Origin of the sequence: Nocardia sp. NPDC050712 (assembly GCF_040654295.1) — a bacterium.
GTDB lineage: Bacteria > Actinomycetota > Actinomycetes > Mycobacteriales > Mycobacteriaceae > Nocardia.
Genome location: NZ_JBFAHT010000001.1, coordinates 999482 through 1015141, shown reverse-complemented (window position 1 = coordinate 1015141; position 15660 = coordinate 999482). Strand labels below are relative to the sequence as shown.

General features: G+C 70.1%; 15 protein-coding genes. 5 read left to right on the top strand and 10 right to left on the bottom strand.

The features are described 5' to 3' along the window. Positions 1 to 123 precede the first annotated feature (123 nt). Positions 124 to 498: a limonene-1,2-epoxide hydrolase family protein gene (locus tag AB0H76_RS04850; protein ID WP_357317452.1), complete on the bottom strand. Its 375-nt coding sequence runs from the start codon at positions 496 to 498 to the stop codon at positions 124 to 126. A 129-nt stretch (positions 499 to 627) separates the two neighbouring features. Between AB0H76_RS04850 and AB0H76_RS04845 the strand changes: the two genes are divergently transcribed. Beyond that, positions 628 to 810: a DUF1737 domain-containing protein gene (locus AB0H76_RS04845; protein ID WP_357317449.1), complete on the top strand. Its 183-nt coding sequence runs from the start codon at positions 628 to 630 to the stop codon at positions 808 to 810. Between the two features lie 246 nt (positions 811 to 1056). Continuing rightward, the gene (locus tag AB0H76_RS04840; protein WP_357317446.1) at positions 1057 to 2481 is read left to right on the top strand and encodes a short-chain fatty acyl-CoA regulator family protein; all 1425 of its coding nucleotides are present in this window, start codon (positions 1057 to 1059) and stop codon (positions 2479 to 2481) included. On the opposite strand, the gene recG is transcribed toward AB0H76_RS04840, so the two are convergent. Both recG and AB0H76_RS04830 read right to left on the bottom strand, forming a co-directional pair. Further along, positions 2478 to 4760 (bottom strand): ATP-dependent DNA helicase RecG, encoded by a 2283-nt coding sequence (gene recG, locus AB0H76_RS04835; RefSeq protein WP_357317444.1) that lies wholly within the window; start codon positions 4758 to 4760, stop codon positions 2478 to 2480. The two genes, AB0H76_RS04840 and recG, sit on opposite strands and share 4 nt — an antisense overlap. A gap of 33 nt (positions 4761 to 4793) precedes the next feature. Continuing rightward, positions 4794 to 6416 carry a DAK2 domain-containing protein gene (locus AB0H76_RS04830; RefSeq protein ID WP_357320388.1) on the bottom strand — a complete coding sequence of 541 codons (1623 nt, stop codon included), beginning with the start codon at positions 6414 to 6416 and terminating at the stop codon, positions 4794 to 4796. 326 nt (positions 6417 to 6742) lie between these two features. Here AB0H76_RS04830 and rpmB point away from each other — a divergent pair, with 326 nt between their 5' ends. Continuing rightward, the gene (rpmB, locus tag AB0H76_RS04825; RefSeq protein ID WP_194814704.1) at positions 6743 to 6931 is read left to right on the top strand and encodes a 50S ribosomal protein L28; all 189 of its coding nucleotides are present in this window, start codon (positions 6743 to 6745) and stop codon (positions 6929 to 6931) included. Positions 6932 to 6996: 65 nt separating this feature from the next. Here the strand turns inward: rpmB and AB0H76_RS04820 are convergent, their stop codons facing one another. Genes AB0H76_RS04820 through AB0H76_RS04810 form a run of 3 tightly spaced genes read right to left on the bottom strand, consistent with a single transcriptional unit; the run spans position 6997 to position 11022 of the window. After that, positions 6997 to 8655: an MFS transporter gene (locus tag AB0H76_RS04820; RefSeq protein ID WP_357317441.1), complete on the bottom strand. Its 1659-nt coding sequence runs from the start codon at positions 8653 to 8655 to the stop codon at positions 6997 to 6999. Further along, entirely contained in the window at positions 8645 to 10057 is a 1413-nt protein-coding gene (locus AB0H76_RS04815) for a condensation domain-containing protein (protein WP_357317438.1), read from the bottom strand. The genes AB0H76_RS04820 and AB0H76_RS04815 overlap by 11 nt, the downstream gene beginning before the upstream one ends. Before the next feature lie 32 nt (positions 10058 to 10089). Then, positions 10090 to 11022, bottom strand: a complete 933-nt coding sequence (locus tag AB0H76_RS04810; RefSeq protein ID WP_357317435.1) for a glucosyl-3-phosphoglycerate synthase — start codon at positions 11020 to 11022, stop codon at positions 10090 to 10092. Between the two features lie 227 nt (positions 11023 to 11249). Here AB0H76_RS04810 and AB0H76_RS04805 point away from each other — a divergent pair, with 227 nt between their 5' ends. Then, complete coding sequence (locus AB0H76_RS04805; protein ID WP_357317432.1) at positions 11250 to 11759, top strand: GNAT family N-acetyltransferase; 510 nt, start codon at positions 11250 to 11252, stop codon at positions 11757 to 11759. Continuing rightward, entirely contained in the window at positions 11756 to 12541 is a 786-nt protein-coding gene (locus AB0H76_RS04800) for an enoyl-CoA hydratase-related protein (protein WP_357317429.1), read from the top strand. The genes AB0H76_RS04805 and AB0H76_RS04800 overlap by 4 nt, the downstream gene beginning before the upstream one ends. Before the next feature lie 45 nt (positions 12542 to 12586). Here the strand turns inward: AB0H76_RS04800 and AB0H76_RS04795 are convergent, their stop codons facing one another. From AB0H76_RS04795 to AB0H76_RS04780, 4 genes are all read right to left on the bottom strand, one after another. Beyond that, positions 12587 to 13456, bottom strand: coding sequence for an alpha/beta hydrolase (locus AB0H76_RS04795; protein WP_357317426.1), 870 nt, complete (start codon positions 13454 to 13456; stop codon positions 12587 to 12589). Between the two features lie 120 nt (positions 13457 to 13576). Beyond that, positions 13577 to 13819, bottom strand: coding sequence for a hypothetical protein (locus tag AB0H76_RS04790; RefSeq protein ID WP_357317424.1), 243 nt, complete (start codon positions 13817 to 13819; stop codon positions 13577 to 13579). 44 nt (positions 13820 to 13863) lie between these two features. Beyond that, positions 13864 to 14547, bottom strand: a complete 684-nt coding sequence (locus AB0H76_RS04785) for a uracil-DNA glycosylase (RefSeq protein WP_357317421.1) — start codon at positions 14545 to 14547, stop codon at positions 13864 to 13866. 79 nt (positions 14548 to 14626) lie between these two features. Next, positions 14627 to 15598, bottom strand: a complete 972-nt coding sequence (locus AB0H76_RS04780) for a thiamine-phosphate kinase (RefSeq protein ID WP_357320385.1) — start codon at positions 15596 to 15598, stop codon at positions 14627 to 14629. Positions 15599 to 15660: the final 62 nt, after the last annotated feature.

Below are 15660 nucleotides of genomic sequence, written 5' to 3'. Positions count from 1 at the left end.
ATCCGGACAACAAGGCATGGCGTCACGCTCCTCGGCCACAGGGATCCATCGCCCCTTCTTGTAATCCTTCGACGCATCGCCCGGTCATTCGGTTCCGCTATTTCCGCGGAACCTCCGGCCGGGCTAGCCGCCGAAGGCGCGGGTGATGGCGGCCATGTCGAAGTAGTCGCGCCAGGCGGTGATGAGGCCGTCGTGGACTTCGAAGACGCCGACCACCGGGAGCGGGGTGTCGCGGCCGTCCTTGCCGCGCAGGGTGTCGGTGCGCTCGTTCATGACGATGGCGCCGTTGGCCACTTGCAGGTGGATCTCGAAATCGATGGCGGTGAAGGCGGCGAGGAAACCGGTGATGAAGTCGGCGATGGCGGTGCGGCCGAGAATGGGCTCCATCGGAATGTTGTGGTAGATGGCGTCTTCGGCGAAGAATTTCGCGATCTCCGCCGGGTCCGGGGTGGACCAGGCCTGGCACATGGCGCGGACGATCTCGTCAGGGTTCGACATCGGCGGGACTCACTTTCGACGGGGCTGAAGCACCCCGATTCAACCAAACAATTGCTTGGTTGAACACCGGCACGCCGATCGCGGCCGCGCGGAGCGTACCCACCGCCCCCAGCCCCCTAGGCTTGATCCATGCCCGCCGACCAACCCCTGCGCTACCGGCTGATCACCGGAAAAGATGACGTCGCGTTCTGCAAGAGAGTCAGCGACCTGCTGGACGAGGGCTACCGGCTGCACGGGCCGCCGGCCGTGACGTTCAACGGCACCGATGTCATCGCCGCCCAGGCACTGGTCCTGGGTGGCTTCATGGAGTAGATCCGCCGTCGCGCAGCAATCTCGGTTGCCGGAGGTTTCGCACGCGGACGCTTCTCCGGCGCACGTCGTGCGCGTACGATAAGGATCTTCATCCGTCCGACGTGGTCCCCGGTGGCGTCGCCCGCTGCACTTCGCACGCTACACAGTGCTCGATTTCGCCAAAACCCCTTGCACCGAGAGATATTCGCCGCCCAGAACTCACCATTCTGCGATGGTTGCGAAGCCGGACGACTAGCATTGCAGCTCGTGCGCAAGATGTACGCGGGTGCCCGGTTGCGGCGATTGCGCGAGGAACGGCGAATGACCCAGGCGGCGCTGGCCAAGTCGCTGGACCTCTCGCCCAGCTACCTCAACCAGCTCGAACGCGATCAGCGGCCGCTCACCATTCCGGTTCTGCTGAAATTGAATTCGACGTTCGATCTCGATGTGCAGTTCTTCGCCGCCGACTCCGACGCCCGGCTGGTCTCCGATCTGCACGATGTCCTGGTGGACGCCGCGGGCGGCGACAGCGCGCCACTGACCGAGGTGGAAGAGCTGGCCACCCGCCAGCCGGAGGTCGCGCGCATCCTGGTCGCCATGCACCGGCGCCTGCGCTCGGCCACCGATCAGCTCGACCTGCTGTCCTCACGGGTCGCGGCCCCGACCGGCGGACCGGGGGTGCCGATGCCCTACGAGGACGTCCGGGACTTCTTCTACGACCACCACAATCACATCCCGCACCTGGATCTGGTCGCCGAGCAGCTCTTCGAGGAAGCCGGGCTCACCATCGGCTCACTGGACCGCCAGCTGGCCCGGATCGCCGACGAGCGCGCGGGCGTGACGGTGCTGGTGCGCGGGGACGGCGCGGATCCGGCCATCCCGAAACGCCACTACGATCCCGACAGCCGCACTCTCACCCTGGCCCGGCGCCTGCGGCCGGGGCAGCGCGCCTTCCAGATCGCCACCACCCTGGGCTTCCTGCTCTACGGCGACAACCTGGACGCGGTCCTGGACGAGAGCCCCAACCTGTCCGGCGAATCCCGCACCCTGGCCCGGATCGGGCTGGCCAACTACTTCGCGGGCGCGGTGGTCCTGCCCTACGGCCGCTTCCTGCGGTCGGCCGAGGAACTGCGCTACGACATCGACCTGCTGAGCCTGCGTTTCGAGGTCGGTTTCGAGACCATCTGTCACCGGCTCAGCACCCTGCAACGCCAGGGCCAGCGCGGGGTGCCGTTCTTCCTGGTCCGCACCGACCGCGCGGGCAACATCTCGAAACGGCAGTCCGCCACCGCTTTCCACTTCTCCCGGGTCGGCGGCAGCTGCCCGCTCTGGGTGGTGCACGAGGCGTTCGCCCATCCCGACCGGATCCTCACCCAGATCGCCGCCATGCCCGACGGGCGGCGCTACCTGTGGATCGCGCGCACCGCGAGCACGACCGCGCACGGATACGGCACGGCGACAAGGAATTTCGCCATCGGCCTGGGCTGCGACATCGAATACGCCGACCGGCTGGTGTATTCGGCCGGCCTGCAACTCGACGAACCGGCCACGGCGGTGCCGATCGGGGCGGGCTGCAAGGTCTGCGAGCGGCCCGCCTGCCCGCAGCGCGCCTTTCCGCAGATCGGCGCGCCGCTGGCGGTGGCCGAGCACACCAGCACCGACCTGCCCTATCCGCGCTGGGGACGCGCCTAGGACTTCGCCAGGTACTCCAGGCGTTCGGAGTCGACCGCGGCGTGCATCATGCTCGCCAGACCCGGATGGTGCTGCAAGCCGGGATCGGACTCGACCAGCTCGCGCGCCAACTCCTGTGCGGCGGTGATGACTTCGAGATCGTCGAGCAGTGACAGCAGGCGCAGCGAGCGCGCGGTGCCGGACTGGGCGGCGCCGAGCACGTCACCCTCGCGGCGCTGGCGCAGGTCGAGCACGGACAACTCGAAACCGTCGGTGGTGCCCGCGACCGCCTCCAGGCGCGTCATCGCCGAACCGCCCGGGGACGCGTCGGTGATCAGCAGGCACAGCCCGGGGTGCTTGCCACGGCCGATGCGCCCGCGCAGCTGGTGCAGCTGACTGACACCGAAGCGGTCGGCGTCGACGATCACCATCACGGTCGCGTTCGGCACGTCCACGCCGACCTCGACCACCGTGGTGCAGACCAGCACGTCGATATCGCCGGCGTTGAATTCCCGCATCACCTGGTCTTTTTCGTCCGAGGGCAGGCGGCCGTGCAGCAGGCCGACGCGGACGTTCGCCAGCGGGCCGGCGCGCAGCGTGTCGAAGACGTCGAGGGCGGCCGCCGTGGTCGGGGCCTCCTTCTCCTCGTCCTTCTTGGCTTTGCCCTTGCCTTTGCCCTTGGCGGTGCCGTTCTCCTCGTCCTCGCCGATCCGCGAGCACACCACATAGGCCTGGCGGCCGGCTTCGACCTCTTCCAGGATGCGTTCCCAGGCCCGGTCCACCCAGTTCGGATGCTGTTTGCGCGGAACGACTTTGGAGGCGATCGGGGAACGACCGCGCGGCAGTTCGGTGAGCGTGGAGGTCTCCAGATCGCCCAGCGTGGTCATCGCGATGGTGCGCGGGATCGGGGTCGCGGTCATCACCAGCAGGTGTGGGCTCACGCCTGGCTTGGCCTTGGCGCGCAACGCGTCGCGCTGCTCGACGCCGAACCGGTGCTGCTCGTCGACGATCACCATGCCCAGATCGAAGAACTCGACCGCGTCCTGGATCAGGGCGTGCGTGCCGATCACGATGCCGGCCTCGCCGGTCACCGCGTCCAGCAGCGCCGCCTTCTTCGTCGCCGTCGGCATCGACCCGGTCACCAGCACGACCTTGGTGGACTGCTCGGCCGCGCCCAGCTCCCCCGCCGTGCCCAGCTCACCGAGCATGTTGCGCAGCGACCGATAGTGCTGTGCGGCAAGCACTTCCGTCGGCGCGAGCAGCGCGCACTGCAACCCCGCGTCGACCACCTGGAGCATGGCGTGCAGGGCCACGATGGTCTTGCCCGAGCCCACCTCACCCTGCAGCAGCCGATGCATCGGCTGCACCTGGGACATATCGTCGGAGATCTCCGAGATCACTTGCAGCTGACCGGAAGTCAGCTCGAAGGGCAGCTTCTTCTCGAAGGCGGCGGCGATGCCCTCGGTGCGCGGCGGGCAGGGCCGGGCGGTCCGGCCGGCCACCTCGTGCCTGCGCTCGGCCAGCACCAGCTGCAAGGCCAGCGCCTCGTCGAAGCGCAGCCGCTCCTTGGCCTGATCGATATCGGTCTTGTGCTCGGGCAGGTGGACCAGGCGCAGCGCGTCGGACACCGCCAGCAGGCCGCGATCCGCCCGCACCGCCTCCGGCAGTGGATCATCGATCGGGTCCAGCTGCTCGAGCACCTGCCGCACACAGGCCAGCAGATCCCAGCTCTGCACCTTCGCCGTGGCCGGGTAGACCGGGATGAACTCGCGCTCCATGAACGAGACGTCCACGCCCCCGGCGCCTTTCGCGCTCTCGGCCAGGCCGCGCAGGTCGCCGCCGCCGCGCACCTTGGTGAACGAGGCGACCGTCTCCTCGTCCTCGGTCTCGGGCAGGATCAGATAGCCGGGATGACTGAGGTTCCAGCTGCCGGGCCGCCAGTAGCTGACGGTGCCCGACATCATCGCCCGAAGGCCTTCCTTGACAACGTATTTCACCTTGTCGCCATTGAAGAAGGTGACCTCCACCGGCTTGCCCGCCCCGGTGTCGAGCTGCACCTTCAGCAGGGAACCGCGCCGATTGCGCATCGGCTTCAGCTCGGTCTTGGCGATCCGCCCGACCACCGTGATGTGCGCGCCGTCCTCGGGCTCGTTCTCGGTGAGGGGCTGGCCCTGGGTGGCGTAGCGCAGCGGATAGTGGCGCAGCAGATCCTCGACGGTGTTCATGTCGAAGGCTTCGCCCAGCTTCTCGGCCGCTTTCACCCCGAGGACGTGGTCCAGCCGGTCACCAAGTGTCGCCATGCCTCATTCCCGTCTGTGCCTGCTGCGCCAGGGTCATTCCACGCCGATCTGGACCAGATCACCGTGCTGCCCACCGGAATACACGATCACCTCGACGCCGGGGAAACCGCGCCCGATGTGCTCGGCGAGTTCCTCGGCCAGGCCCTGCGGCGCACTCGCGCCGACGAGCAGCGTGACCAGTTCACCGCCGAAGCCGAGCATGCGGTCCAGCAGGGTGCATCCGGCCGCGCGCACATCATGGTCGATCACCACGACATCGTGGCCGACCAGGCCGAGGCCGTCATCGGCCGCGCAGGTGCCGACCATGGTGAGCGCGCGCTCCCGGGCGACCCGCAGGGAACCCCAGCGGGTCGCGGCGGCGGCCTCGGACATGGCGAAGGCGTCGTCGACCGCGATGCGGCCGCGATCGTGCACGGCGGCGGCCGCGAGGCCCTGGACCATCGACCCGCTCGGCAAGAGCAGGACGTCACGGTGCGCGTCGCGGGCCGCGACGCCGACGGCGACGAGCTCGTGTGCGGGCAGCGCGCCGTTGGGCAGCACCATCACCTCGCGGTTCGGCATCCGGCGGATCGCGGCGAGCAGCGCCTGCGCGGTGACCGGATCCTCGCCGAGCACCACCGCGCCCGCGGCCTCGAACAGCGCGGCGGCACCCGCGCCGGCGGCGACCGCGAGGATGCCGCGATCGGCCGGGCCGGTCGTTTCCACGGGCGCGGCCACGCAGTCGGCGCCGGCCCGAACCGGCGCGGTGACCGCGAAACTCTCGATCCGGATGCCGCTCAGCGTGCCCGCGGCCAACCCGGCCTCCACGGCGGCGCCCGCGTCGACGCAGTGCACATGCGCGGACCACCCGCCGCCGCCGTCACCGACCACCACCACCGAATCGCCCAGCTCGGACAGGCGCTCGCGCAGCCGGGCCACGCGCTCCTCGTCGGTACCGGCGAGCAGGTACATCACCTCGAAGTGCGGATCGTCCGCGCCGGGAACGGGCTGCGCGGCCGCGACCGGGGCGCGGGCCGGTTCGGCGGGCAGGTATTCGGGGCGGGCGGGCGGTTCGCCGGTCGCGACGGTGACCAGCCCGTCCAGCAGCACCAGCAGCCCGCGGGCCCCGGCGTCGACGACTCCGGCCGCCCGCAGCACGCCGAGCTGGGCGGTCGTATCGTCGAGCGCCTTGGCCGCGCCGTCGGCCGCGGCCAGCGCCACCTCGGCCAGCGCGCTGTCGGAGCACTCCTCGGCGCACGTGGCCGCGTAGTCCAGCACGGTGAGCATGGTGCCCTCGACCGGCACGCTCAGCGATTCGCGCACCAGTACCGCACCCCGCCGCAGCGCCGACCGCAGGGTTTGCGCGGTGAGCGGCCCGGCGTGCACCGCCTCGGCGATGCCGCGCAGCACCTGCGTCAGGATGATGCCGGAATTGCCGCGGGCGCCCGAGGTGGCGCCGCGGGCCAGGGCCCCGGCTACCTCGGCGGCCGCGATCTCGGTCACATCCGTGGCCGCCGTCTCGGCGGCGTGCAGTGCCGCGCGCATGGTGGCCAGCAGGTTGGTGCCGGTGTCGGCGTCGGCGATCGGGAAGACGTTGAGGGCGTTGATCTCGGCGCGCCGCGACTCCAGGCCGTCGACGCAGATCCGGGCCCAGCGCAGCAGTACCGCACCATCGATCACATCCCGCGCTCCGGGCACCGCCACCTCACTTCCACCACTCGCCGCTTGCTCCCCGCCAGGTTAGCGGGCGCTACCGACAGCACCGGTGACGGACGCGAACTCGGACCCGTTAGACTGGCTCCCGCATATCGGCCGCTACGGCCCACCTCCCCGGACCATCGGTTTGGTGGATCCGGGACGTGCCAGCTACCCTTGCAGGGTTGCCTCGCGCGGCCTTGGCCGGTTCGCGCTGGCCGACGTCAGTCGGCAAGGCATAAGACATTGTTTCCGGACATGCTGCGTTCCTCGCAGAGTCCCCACTAGACATGAAGGAGTTCGCGACTATGGCTGCCGTCTGCGACGTCTGCGCCAAGGGCCCCGGCTTCGGGAAGTCGGTCTCGCACTCGCACCGGCGTACCAACCGTCGCTGGAACCCGAACATTCAGACCGTGCGCGCCCAGGTTGCCCCCGGCAACACCAAGCGCATGAACGTGTGCACCTCCTGCCTGAAGGCCGGCAAGGTCACGCGCTGAGCGTGCGTTAGAGATCGATCCACAAAGGCGAGCCTCCCGCGGGAGGCTCGCCTTTGTCGTTCCCGCTACCCTTTCCGGCGTCGGATCAGCAGCGCGGCACTGGTGCACGAGACCAGCGCGAGCAGCACGACCACCGTCGTGCGGAAGGCCGAGACGAACACCGTCCCCGAGAGGTTCTGCGCGGCCGTCCGAACCTGCTCGGCGAGACCGGCCGCACCCGGGGTCGCGGCGCCGGACCGATCACAGCCCGGCGGTATTCGCTCCGGCGTCGGCGATCGCAGTTGCAGGGTCGCGCACCGGCCGAATTCATCGGCGATCCGCGGCGCGAAGGGCGTGACCGCCGTGAGCCGATGCTGGAGTTGATCGCGCTCCTGACTCACGGCCGCGGGAGCGGCGAGCGCCACGCTGTGGAAGAACAGGATGCCGACCAGGGCCACGCCCAGCGAGTTCCCGACCTGCTGGGCCGTCGGCACCAACCCCGAGGCGGAGTCGATGGACCGCGGCGGAACCGCCTCGACGACCGCGATCTGCAGGCGCGCCGCGGCCGCGCCCACACCCAATCCGCCCAGCACCAGCGGAACCATCAGCACCGGCCAGGACAGCGTGGCGGGATCCGGACTCAGCGCCAGCAGCCAACCGGCCAGCAGCACACCGAACAGCGCGCAGCCGAGGCCGATCAACCGGTTGCCGAACCGGCCCGCCAGCCGCGGCGCGGACAGCGCACCGAGTACCGCGCCCGCCGAGAACGGCAGCGTCGCCACTCCCGTGCGCAACGCGCTGTAGCCGAGCCCGAACTGCAGCGACACCGACATCGTGAACAAATACGCCCCGAAGACGCCGTAGACCACCAGGCAAGCCAGGATCCAGCCGAGAAACCCTGGGGCGGCGAATAATCCGGGATCGAGCAGCGGCGCCCCGCCCCGCGCGGCCAACCGGCGTTCGTGCCGGACGAAGGCCGCGAATGCCGCCAGGGCGACCACGAGCATCACCAGAATCGTTGGCGCCCAACGATGTTCACGGCCAATCGAGAGCCCGTAGACGAGCAGGAACAAACCCGTCGTCGCCAGCACCGCGCCCGTGGCGTCCAGCGCGCAGCGCTCCCGTGGCACCGATCCGAGCAGGTGCCGGGCGGCCAGCGCGAGCGCCACCGCCCCGGGGATCAGATTCACCAGGAAGATCGAACGCCAGGACAGCTCCAGCGGATTCGCGCCGAGCAGCACGCCGCCGAGCAGGGGGCCGAGCATCGCCGCGGTACCCGCCGTCGCGCCGTAGAGCGCGAAGGCGAGGTTGCGACGCGCCGGGTCGGCGAACCGGGCGCTGATGATCGCGATCGGCTGTGCCGACACCGCGCCGGCCGCCGCGCCCTGCACCACCCGGGCGGCGATGAGCGCCACCGGATTCGGCGCCAGCCCGCACAGCACCGAGGCCGCGACGAACACCGCGAGCGCGGCGGTGAAGAATCCGCCGCGCCCCCAGCGCAGGCCCAGGCGCGCACTCGGCAGCAACGCGCACGCCAGCGCGACGGTGTAACCGGTGAGCGTCAGCGATGATTCGGCCGAACTCGCGCCGAGGTCGCGCACGATGTCCGGGATCGCGACGGTGACGATCGTCGCGTCGACCATCTGCATGAAGACGGCGAGGAAGATCGCCGCCACCCCGGCCCACCCGGTGCTGTTGCGGGTGCGCCGGGGCGTTTCCAGCGCGAGCACGGCGCTACGCGACATCTCGGGCGATCGGCCCGGTCCCGGCGCGCGCGATCGATTCCATCACCCGGGTGAGCACATCGCAGTAGCGCGTCATCGCACCGCCCGCGAGCGGGGTGTCCGGGAAAAGGGAAGCCGCCCAGATCATGTCGTCGGTGCGCTGCACCCAGGTGTAGACCTCCTCGGAGGTGCCCCGGCTGCCGAAGAAGGAGAAGTCGAGCGCGGCGAACAGCTCCGCGCCGGGCAGTTTGCGCAGGTCCAGGAACGACAGCATGGGCGCCACCCAGCCGCGCCGGACATGGAATCCCTCCTGGGCTTCCAGGAGTTCCACGACCCGGTGCAGGGAGACGTTCGACAGCCACTTCCCGGCGGTGAAGGCGGCGTCGGCGCGCTGTGCCGTCGCCGCGAAGCCCGCCGCGGGATCGAATTCGAAATCGATCGGGATGAGGCTGGCGTACCAGCCGACGGTGCGGTGCTCGGCCGCGCCGGCGCGGGTGTTCTTCGGCGACAGGTTGAAATACCGGGTGCGGCCCGTCAAGTGGTAGTCGGCATAGGCGGCCGCGGCGAAGACACCGGCCACCAAACGCACTCCGGCACGGTCGCATTCGTCCTCGAAGGCGTCCGCCAGCGGCCCGCTCAGCAGGACCCGATGGTCGGAGGCCGCCGAGGTACTCACCTGTGCGTCCGGTTCCCGCAGCGGCAGGGGGAAACTCGGCAACCGGCCGCCGTTCGCGCGGATCCGGTCGGCCCACTCGGTGATCTGCGGCGAGTGCGCCACGAGTTCGGCCGCCTGCGCGCGCTCCCGCTCGCAGTACTCCCGATAGCTGCCCACCGGGACGTCGGCGGGCCGGGCAGCCGGATCCAGGTACAGCCGCACGACTTCCGCGCTGATGATGCAGCCCGAGACGGCGTCGGTATTCAGGTGATCGCAGGCCACCACCACGGTGAAGGAGCCACCGTGATCGATGATCCCGAAAGAGAAGCAATCCCAGCTGGTCGGGCCCGGGGTCACCCGCTGCACGATGCGGCTGATCAGCAGGCCGTCGATCTCACCCCAGGAGTCGGCGACGAGATCGATGTCGGCCGGCTCGAGCACGCGCCGCTGCATCCCGGCGGCGTCATCGAGTTCGAACCAGCTGTGGAACGCGTCGTGCCGGCGCACGACCGCGGTGGTGGCGGCCACCAGCGCGGCGATATCGGGAGCGCCGGGGAGGGTGAAGGCGCACAGGATCAGCCGATCGAAGCGGCGGCCGGCCTGCTTGGCGGTGCGCGCCATCGCCAGGTAGGCGTCCTGCTGGAACGACGGCGGTGTGCTGTCGGTGCGCGCCCGGATGGCCGCGGCGCGTGCGTGCTCGCTGGGACGAATGATGGTCAACCGGCCGCCTTTCGGCCGCCAGTCCTCGATCAGCCCGCTCTGCATCATGAGTCGATCCCTCCTTTCTTGCCGGTGTGGTGTCAGGACGCGATCCGCAGGAGCGAACGCATCGGTGGCCGGTGTGCGGTATGCAGCGCGGATTCCTGCGGCGCGAAACCCGCGGCGCCGAGCGGGAATTGAACGATTCCGGCGCCCGAATCGGGCAGGCCGCACCGTTCCAGCGCCGTCGCCATGATTTGCCGGCTCATGACACCCAATTCGTGCAGGGGCCGATTACGGTGTTTACGCACCCCCAGATCGACCTGTCCGATGGCGGCCGCGCCGTAGGTGTCGTACACATCGATCAGCAGACCGATTTCGACGCCGTAATGCGGTGCGAAGGGCAGCCTTTCGAGCGCGGACCGGGTGGCGGCGTATTCGCCGCCCAGGGGTTGCACCACATGCCGCAGGCCGGGCCGCAGCGCCGCCAGCAGCGGGCGCGCCACCAGTTCGGTGACCCGCCCGCCACCGGATTCGTCGAAGGTCGCACCGACCAGCAGCGGCCGCCGGTAATAGGCCTTGCTGAAGACCAGGGATTCGTCCAGCAGCAGCGGACCGATCAGTTTGGGCACGAATTGCGGATCCGGATCGATGAGGTCCGAATCCATGAACATCACGATGTCACCCGAGGCGACCGCGAGCGAGCGCCACAGCACCTCGCCCTTGCCCGGCACCGGCGGATGCTCGGGCAGCACCGCCTCCCGGCTGACCACCGTGGCCCCGGCCGCGGCGGCGACGCGCATGGTGCCGTCGGCGGACCCGGAATCCATCACGATCAATTCGTCGACCAGGCCCTCGGGCAGGCGGCGCACGGCGTGCACGACGGCGCCGACGGTGGCTTCCTCGTTCAGCGCCGGGAGCACGACCGAGACGGTGCGCCCGCGTTTCGCGGCGATCAGGTCGTGCGCGCTCCAGTGCGGCGCGGACCAGGTGCGAATATCGCCGTGGAATTCGTTCCTCAACAGATCGGCCATTTCGACCACCTATCACAAGAGAAGTACTTCGCGAATTGGAGCTCGAGAATCGCGGCGCTGCGATTCTCGGACAGTACAACTCACCGGCGAAGCCGCCAATCTGAGATTTCGACCTTTCAGATGGAAGTAACCTTCCATTAACCAATATGCTTATAGGTCAGGCAATTCGGGCACCCGCAGGCCGGTCGCGGAGTGACCGCGGTCGCATTCTGCGCAATACTTCGGCTATGACACACCGGCAGATTCGCCCGCTCACGCCCGAATTCGCCCGCGCCCTGGCCGAGTGCCATATCGCGTGCTGGCGCGAGGCGTATCCGGGCTTGGTGCCCGCCCATGTGCTCGACGCCTTCCAGGTCGAGCCGCTGGCCCGGCGGTGGACGCGCGACGCCGAACGCAATCCGGGCTGTGTTTTCGTGGCCGTCGACGGCGGCACCGTCACCGGCTTCGCCGCGGCCAAGCCGAACCACGCCGCCGACGCGATCGCCGAGGTCGAGTTGAACGCCATCTATGTGCGTTCCGCCTGGTACGGCACCGGGCTCGCCGACGAATTGCTCCGCGTGGCGCTCGACCCGGCCCGGTCCTGTCAGCTGTGGGTCTTCGAGGCGAACCCGCGCGCCCAGGCCTTCTATCGCCGGCACGGCTTCGCCCTCGACGGCGGCCGCAAGGTCGAGGAGTTCACGCCCGCTGTGCAGGTGCGGATGGTGCGCCCGGGCCGCCCGGTTAGGGTGCTGGTATGAGCACCGAGCAAGCCGAATACGTGTCGATCGCCGACGGCGTCCTGACCATCACCATCGCCACCACCGCCGCCGGCACGTCCATGGACTTCGACGGCATCATCGCGGGCACCACGGCGCTGAAGGCGCTCGGCCCCGAGGTGGGCGCGGTGCTGCTGACCGGAACCGGCGCCAATTTCTGCGCGGGCGGCAACGTGCGCGGCTTCGCCGCGGCCACCGACCGCTCGGCCCACATCCACGCGCTCGCGACCACGCTGCACGATTTCGTGCGCGCGCTCGACGCCACCCCGGTGCCCGTCGTCGTCGGCGTGCAGGGCTGGGCGGCCGGCGCGGGCATGAGCCTGGTGTGCGCCGCCGACATCGCCCTCGGCGGCCCCGCCACCAAACTGCGCCCCGCCTACCCCGGCATCGGCCTGAGCCCCGACGGCGGCATGTCCTGGACGCTGCCGCGCGTGGTCGGCCTGGGCCGCGCCCGCGAAATCCTGCTCACCGACGCGGTTCTCGACGCCGAGGAGGCCGTGCGCCTCGGCCTGCTCAGCCGCCTGGTCGCCGACGAGGACGTGCGCGCCGAAGCACTGACCCTGGCCCGAACCCTGGCCACCGGACCACGTTCCACCTTCGCCACCATGAAAACCCTGCTGGCCCAGTCGGACTCGTCCACCCTGAGCGACCAGCTCGACGCCGAACGCGACGCCATCGCCGCGGCCGCGAGCACCCCCGCGGGCCAGGAGGGCATCGACGCCTTCGTCGAGAAGCGCAAGCCTGATTACACCAAGGCGAACTGACACAACGAAATTCGCCCTGGAGACCGCCAGGCCGGCGCGGTCCGGCTAGGAGGTCTCCAGGACGAACTGCGCGACGGCGTCGGTGAAGGCGTCGTTGTCGTCGCCCGCGGCGGTGTGTGCGGCGCCGCCGATCTCGGCGATCCGCACGTGCGGGACGAGTTGCTGGAACTGGGCGGCGCCCTCGGCGCTGACCACGTCCGAGCGCAGGCCGCGCACCAGCAGTACCGGCATGGTGAGTTCGCGGGCGGCGGCTTCCATGTCGCCGATCATCGCGGAGGGGTCCTCGACGCGGTCGCGCAGCATGTCCGGATCCCAGTGCCAGTAGAACCGGCCGTCACGTTCGCGCAGATTGCGCATCAGGCCGTCGGTGCTCTTGGGGCGCGGGCGATGCGGGAGATATTCCGCGACCGCGTCGGCGGCCTGGTCGAGGGAGTCGAAGCCGTCGCGGTGCTTGCCGAGGAAGTCGAGCACCCGCGAAACACCCTCCTGCTCCGGGCGGGTGACGATGTCGACGAGCACCAGGGCCCGGATCGGCACGCCGGGCACGGCGGTGGCGATCAGGCCGGTGATCCCGCCCATGCTCGCGCCGACCACGACCGCGCCGTCCTCGGGGGTCGCACCGAGCTGTTTCAGCACGTCCAGCAGGTCGGCGACCATGGTCGCGCGTGTGTAGTCGCGGTCCGGCGCCCACTGGCTGTCACCGTGCCCGCGGGCATCGAGGGTGACCACCCGCATCCCGGCCGCACCGAGCTTCGCGCCGGTCTGCTTCCAGGAATGCCGGGTCTGCCCGCCGCCGTGCAGGAAGACGACGAGCGGGCCGTCCGCCGGACCGAAGCGGTCGGCGGCCAGCTCGAGTCCGCCCGAGCCGGTCAGGGTCAGCCGGACCGGCTCGAGCAGATTGTTCGCGTTACTCACGATTCGAGCATCGCACAGTCGATCGAACTACAGAGCGGGCCCTCCCCTTACCGCTCCAGACTCAGCCCCGCACGGAGGGAGTCTTGCGACCGAACACGCGGCGCCCGCGCCGCCGAAAACTCAGCAATCGAGCTTGTGGCCCGAGAGGGTGTTCTGGAAGATGCACGCGACCTTGGCGTTCACCGAGGAGGAGATGGTGGACGAACCGGTCGAGGTCATCTCCTCCGACACCGGCGCCGAGGTTTCCGGCGCGGCGGGCTCGAGCTTCAGCCCCTCGGCGCTGGCGGCGGCGGTCCCACCGGCCAGGGCGGCACACAGGGCGAAGGCGGCGGTGGCGCCACGGAGGGTGGTTCGGGTCTGCATCAAAGAGCTCCTCAATCGTTTATCGGTCGTGCGATCGTGCATTGTCAGGGCAGCCGCCAATCGACGGGTTCGGCACCCAATTCGTCGAGCAGTTCGTTCACCCGCGAGAACGGCCGGGATCCGAAGAACCCGCGCGAGGCAGACAGCGGTGAGGGATGCGCGGATTCGATGAACGGTACCTCCGCCGCGGTCAGGGTCGGCTTCAACGTCGAAGCGTCACGGCCCCAGAGGATAGCCACCAGCGGCTCTTCGCGCGCTACGAGCGCGCGAATGGCCTGCTCGGTCACGGCTTCCCAGCCCTTGCCGCGATGCGAGGCGGGCGCGCCCGGGCGCACGGTCAGCACTCGGTTCAGCAGCAGCACGCCCTGATCCGACCAGGGGCTCAGGTCGCCGCAGGACGGCGCGGGGTGGCCGAGGTCCTTGGCGAGTTCGGCGAAGATGTTGGACAGGCTGCGCGGAATCGGCGAAACGTCCGGCGCCACAGAGAAACTCAGGCCCATCGCGTGCCCCGGCGTGGGATAGGGATCCTGGCCGACGACGAGCACGCGCACGGCGGCGAAGGGGCGCTGGAAGGCGCGTAGCACGTTCTCGCCGGCCGGCAGATAGCCGTGGCCGTCGGTGTTCTCGGTGCGTAAGAACTCACCCATGGTCCGGATTTGATCCGCGACGGGCTCCAACGCCTGCGCCCAGCCGGGATCCATTATTTCCGCCAATGGTTTCGCGCCCATGACCGCACAACCTAATCGGCGCGCCCGACCGAAGTCCAACCGCACCCCGCGGCGAGCCGAAGCCGGTGCGGAGCAATGCCTACCGGCGGTCCGTGTCCGCCCCACTGAACGATTCCCAGCCGCCGTTGCCGGGCCGGCGCAAGCCGTCCACGGTGACGCCGTGTCCGGCCAGCACGCGCCCGATCCGCCGCCAGCCCAGCGGCAGCTCCGAGCCCGGCGACCAGGCCGCGACGAACGCGTGGTCCTCGCCGCCGGCCAGAACCCATTGCGCCGCATCCACATCCAGCGCGGCCTCGACCGCGAGACGTTCGGCCAGCGCCTCCAGCACCGGATCCCACAGCGCCGCCGAATCCAGATCGATGGCGACGCCGGAGGCGTCGGCGAGGTGCCCGAGGTCGGCGAGCAGACCGTCGGAGACATCGGTCAGCGCGTTCGGCCGCGACGGTTCGTCCAGCACGACGCCGTAGGGCGGGCGCGGGGCGCGATGGGCGGCAACGAGATCGGCCGCGGGCTCGATGTCGGCCCCGGCGGCGAGTACCGCCAGGCCCGCGCCGGACCAGCCGAGCCGCCCCGCGACCGCGATGACATCGCCCACGCGCGCACCGGATCTGGTCACCGCCGCCTGACCGCGCAGGTCGCCGAACGCCGTCACCGAGATCACCAGCCGGGGGCTGCGCACCAGGTCACCGCCCGCGATGGAGCCGCCGGCGCGCGCGGCTTCGGTCCACATTCCCTCGGTCAACCCGTCGACCACCTCGACCGGGGTGTCGGCCGGGCAACCCAACGCCACCACGAACGCCGTCGGCGCCGCGCCCATCGCGACCACGTCGGCGGCGTTCTGCGCGATCGCCTTGCGGCCGATGTCGTGCGGGCTGGACCAGTCCAGCCGGAAGTGCCGACCCTCGACGAGCATGTCGGTGCTGACCACGAAGCGGCCGTCGGGCGCCGCCACCAGCGCGGCGTCGTCACCCGGGCCGAGCAGCACGGCCGGCGCCTGTGTCCGGCCGGAGTTGATGCGCTCGATGAGCGCGAACTCCCCGAGCTCGCGCACGGTCTGCGGACGCACCCGGCCCAACGGCTCGGTCTGGTCCACGCCTCGCGATCCCGCGCTGC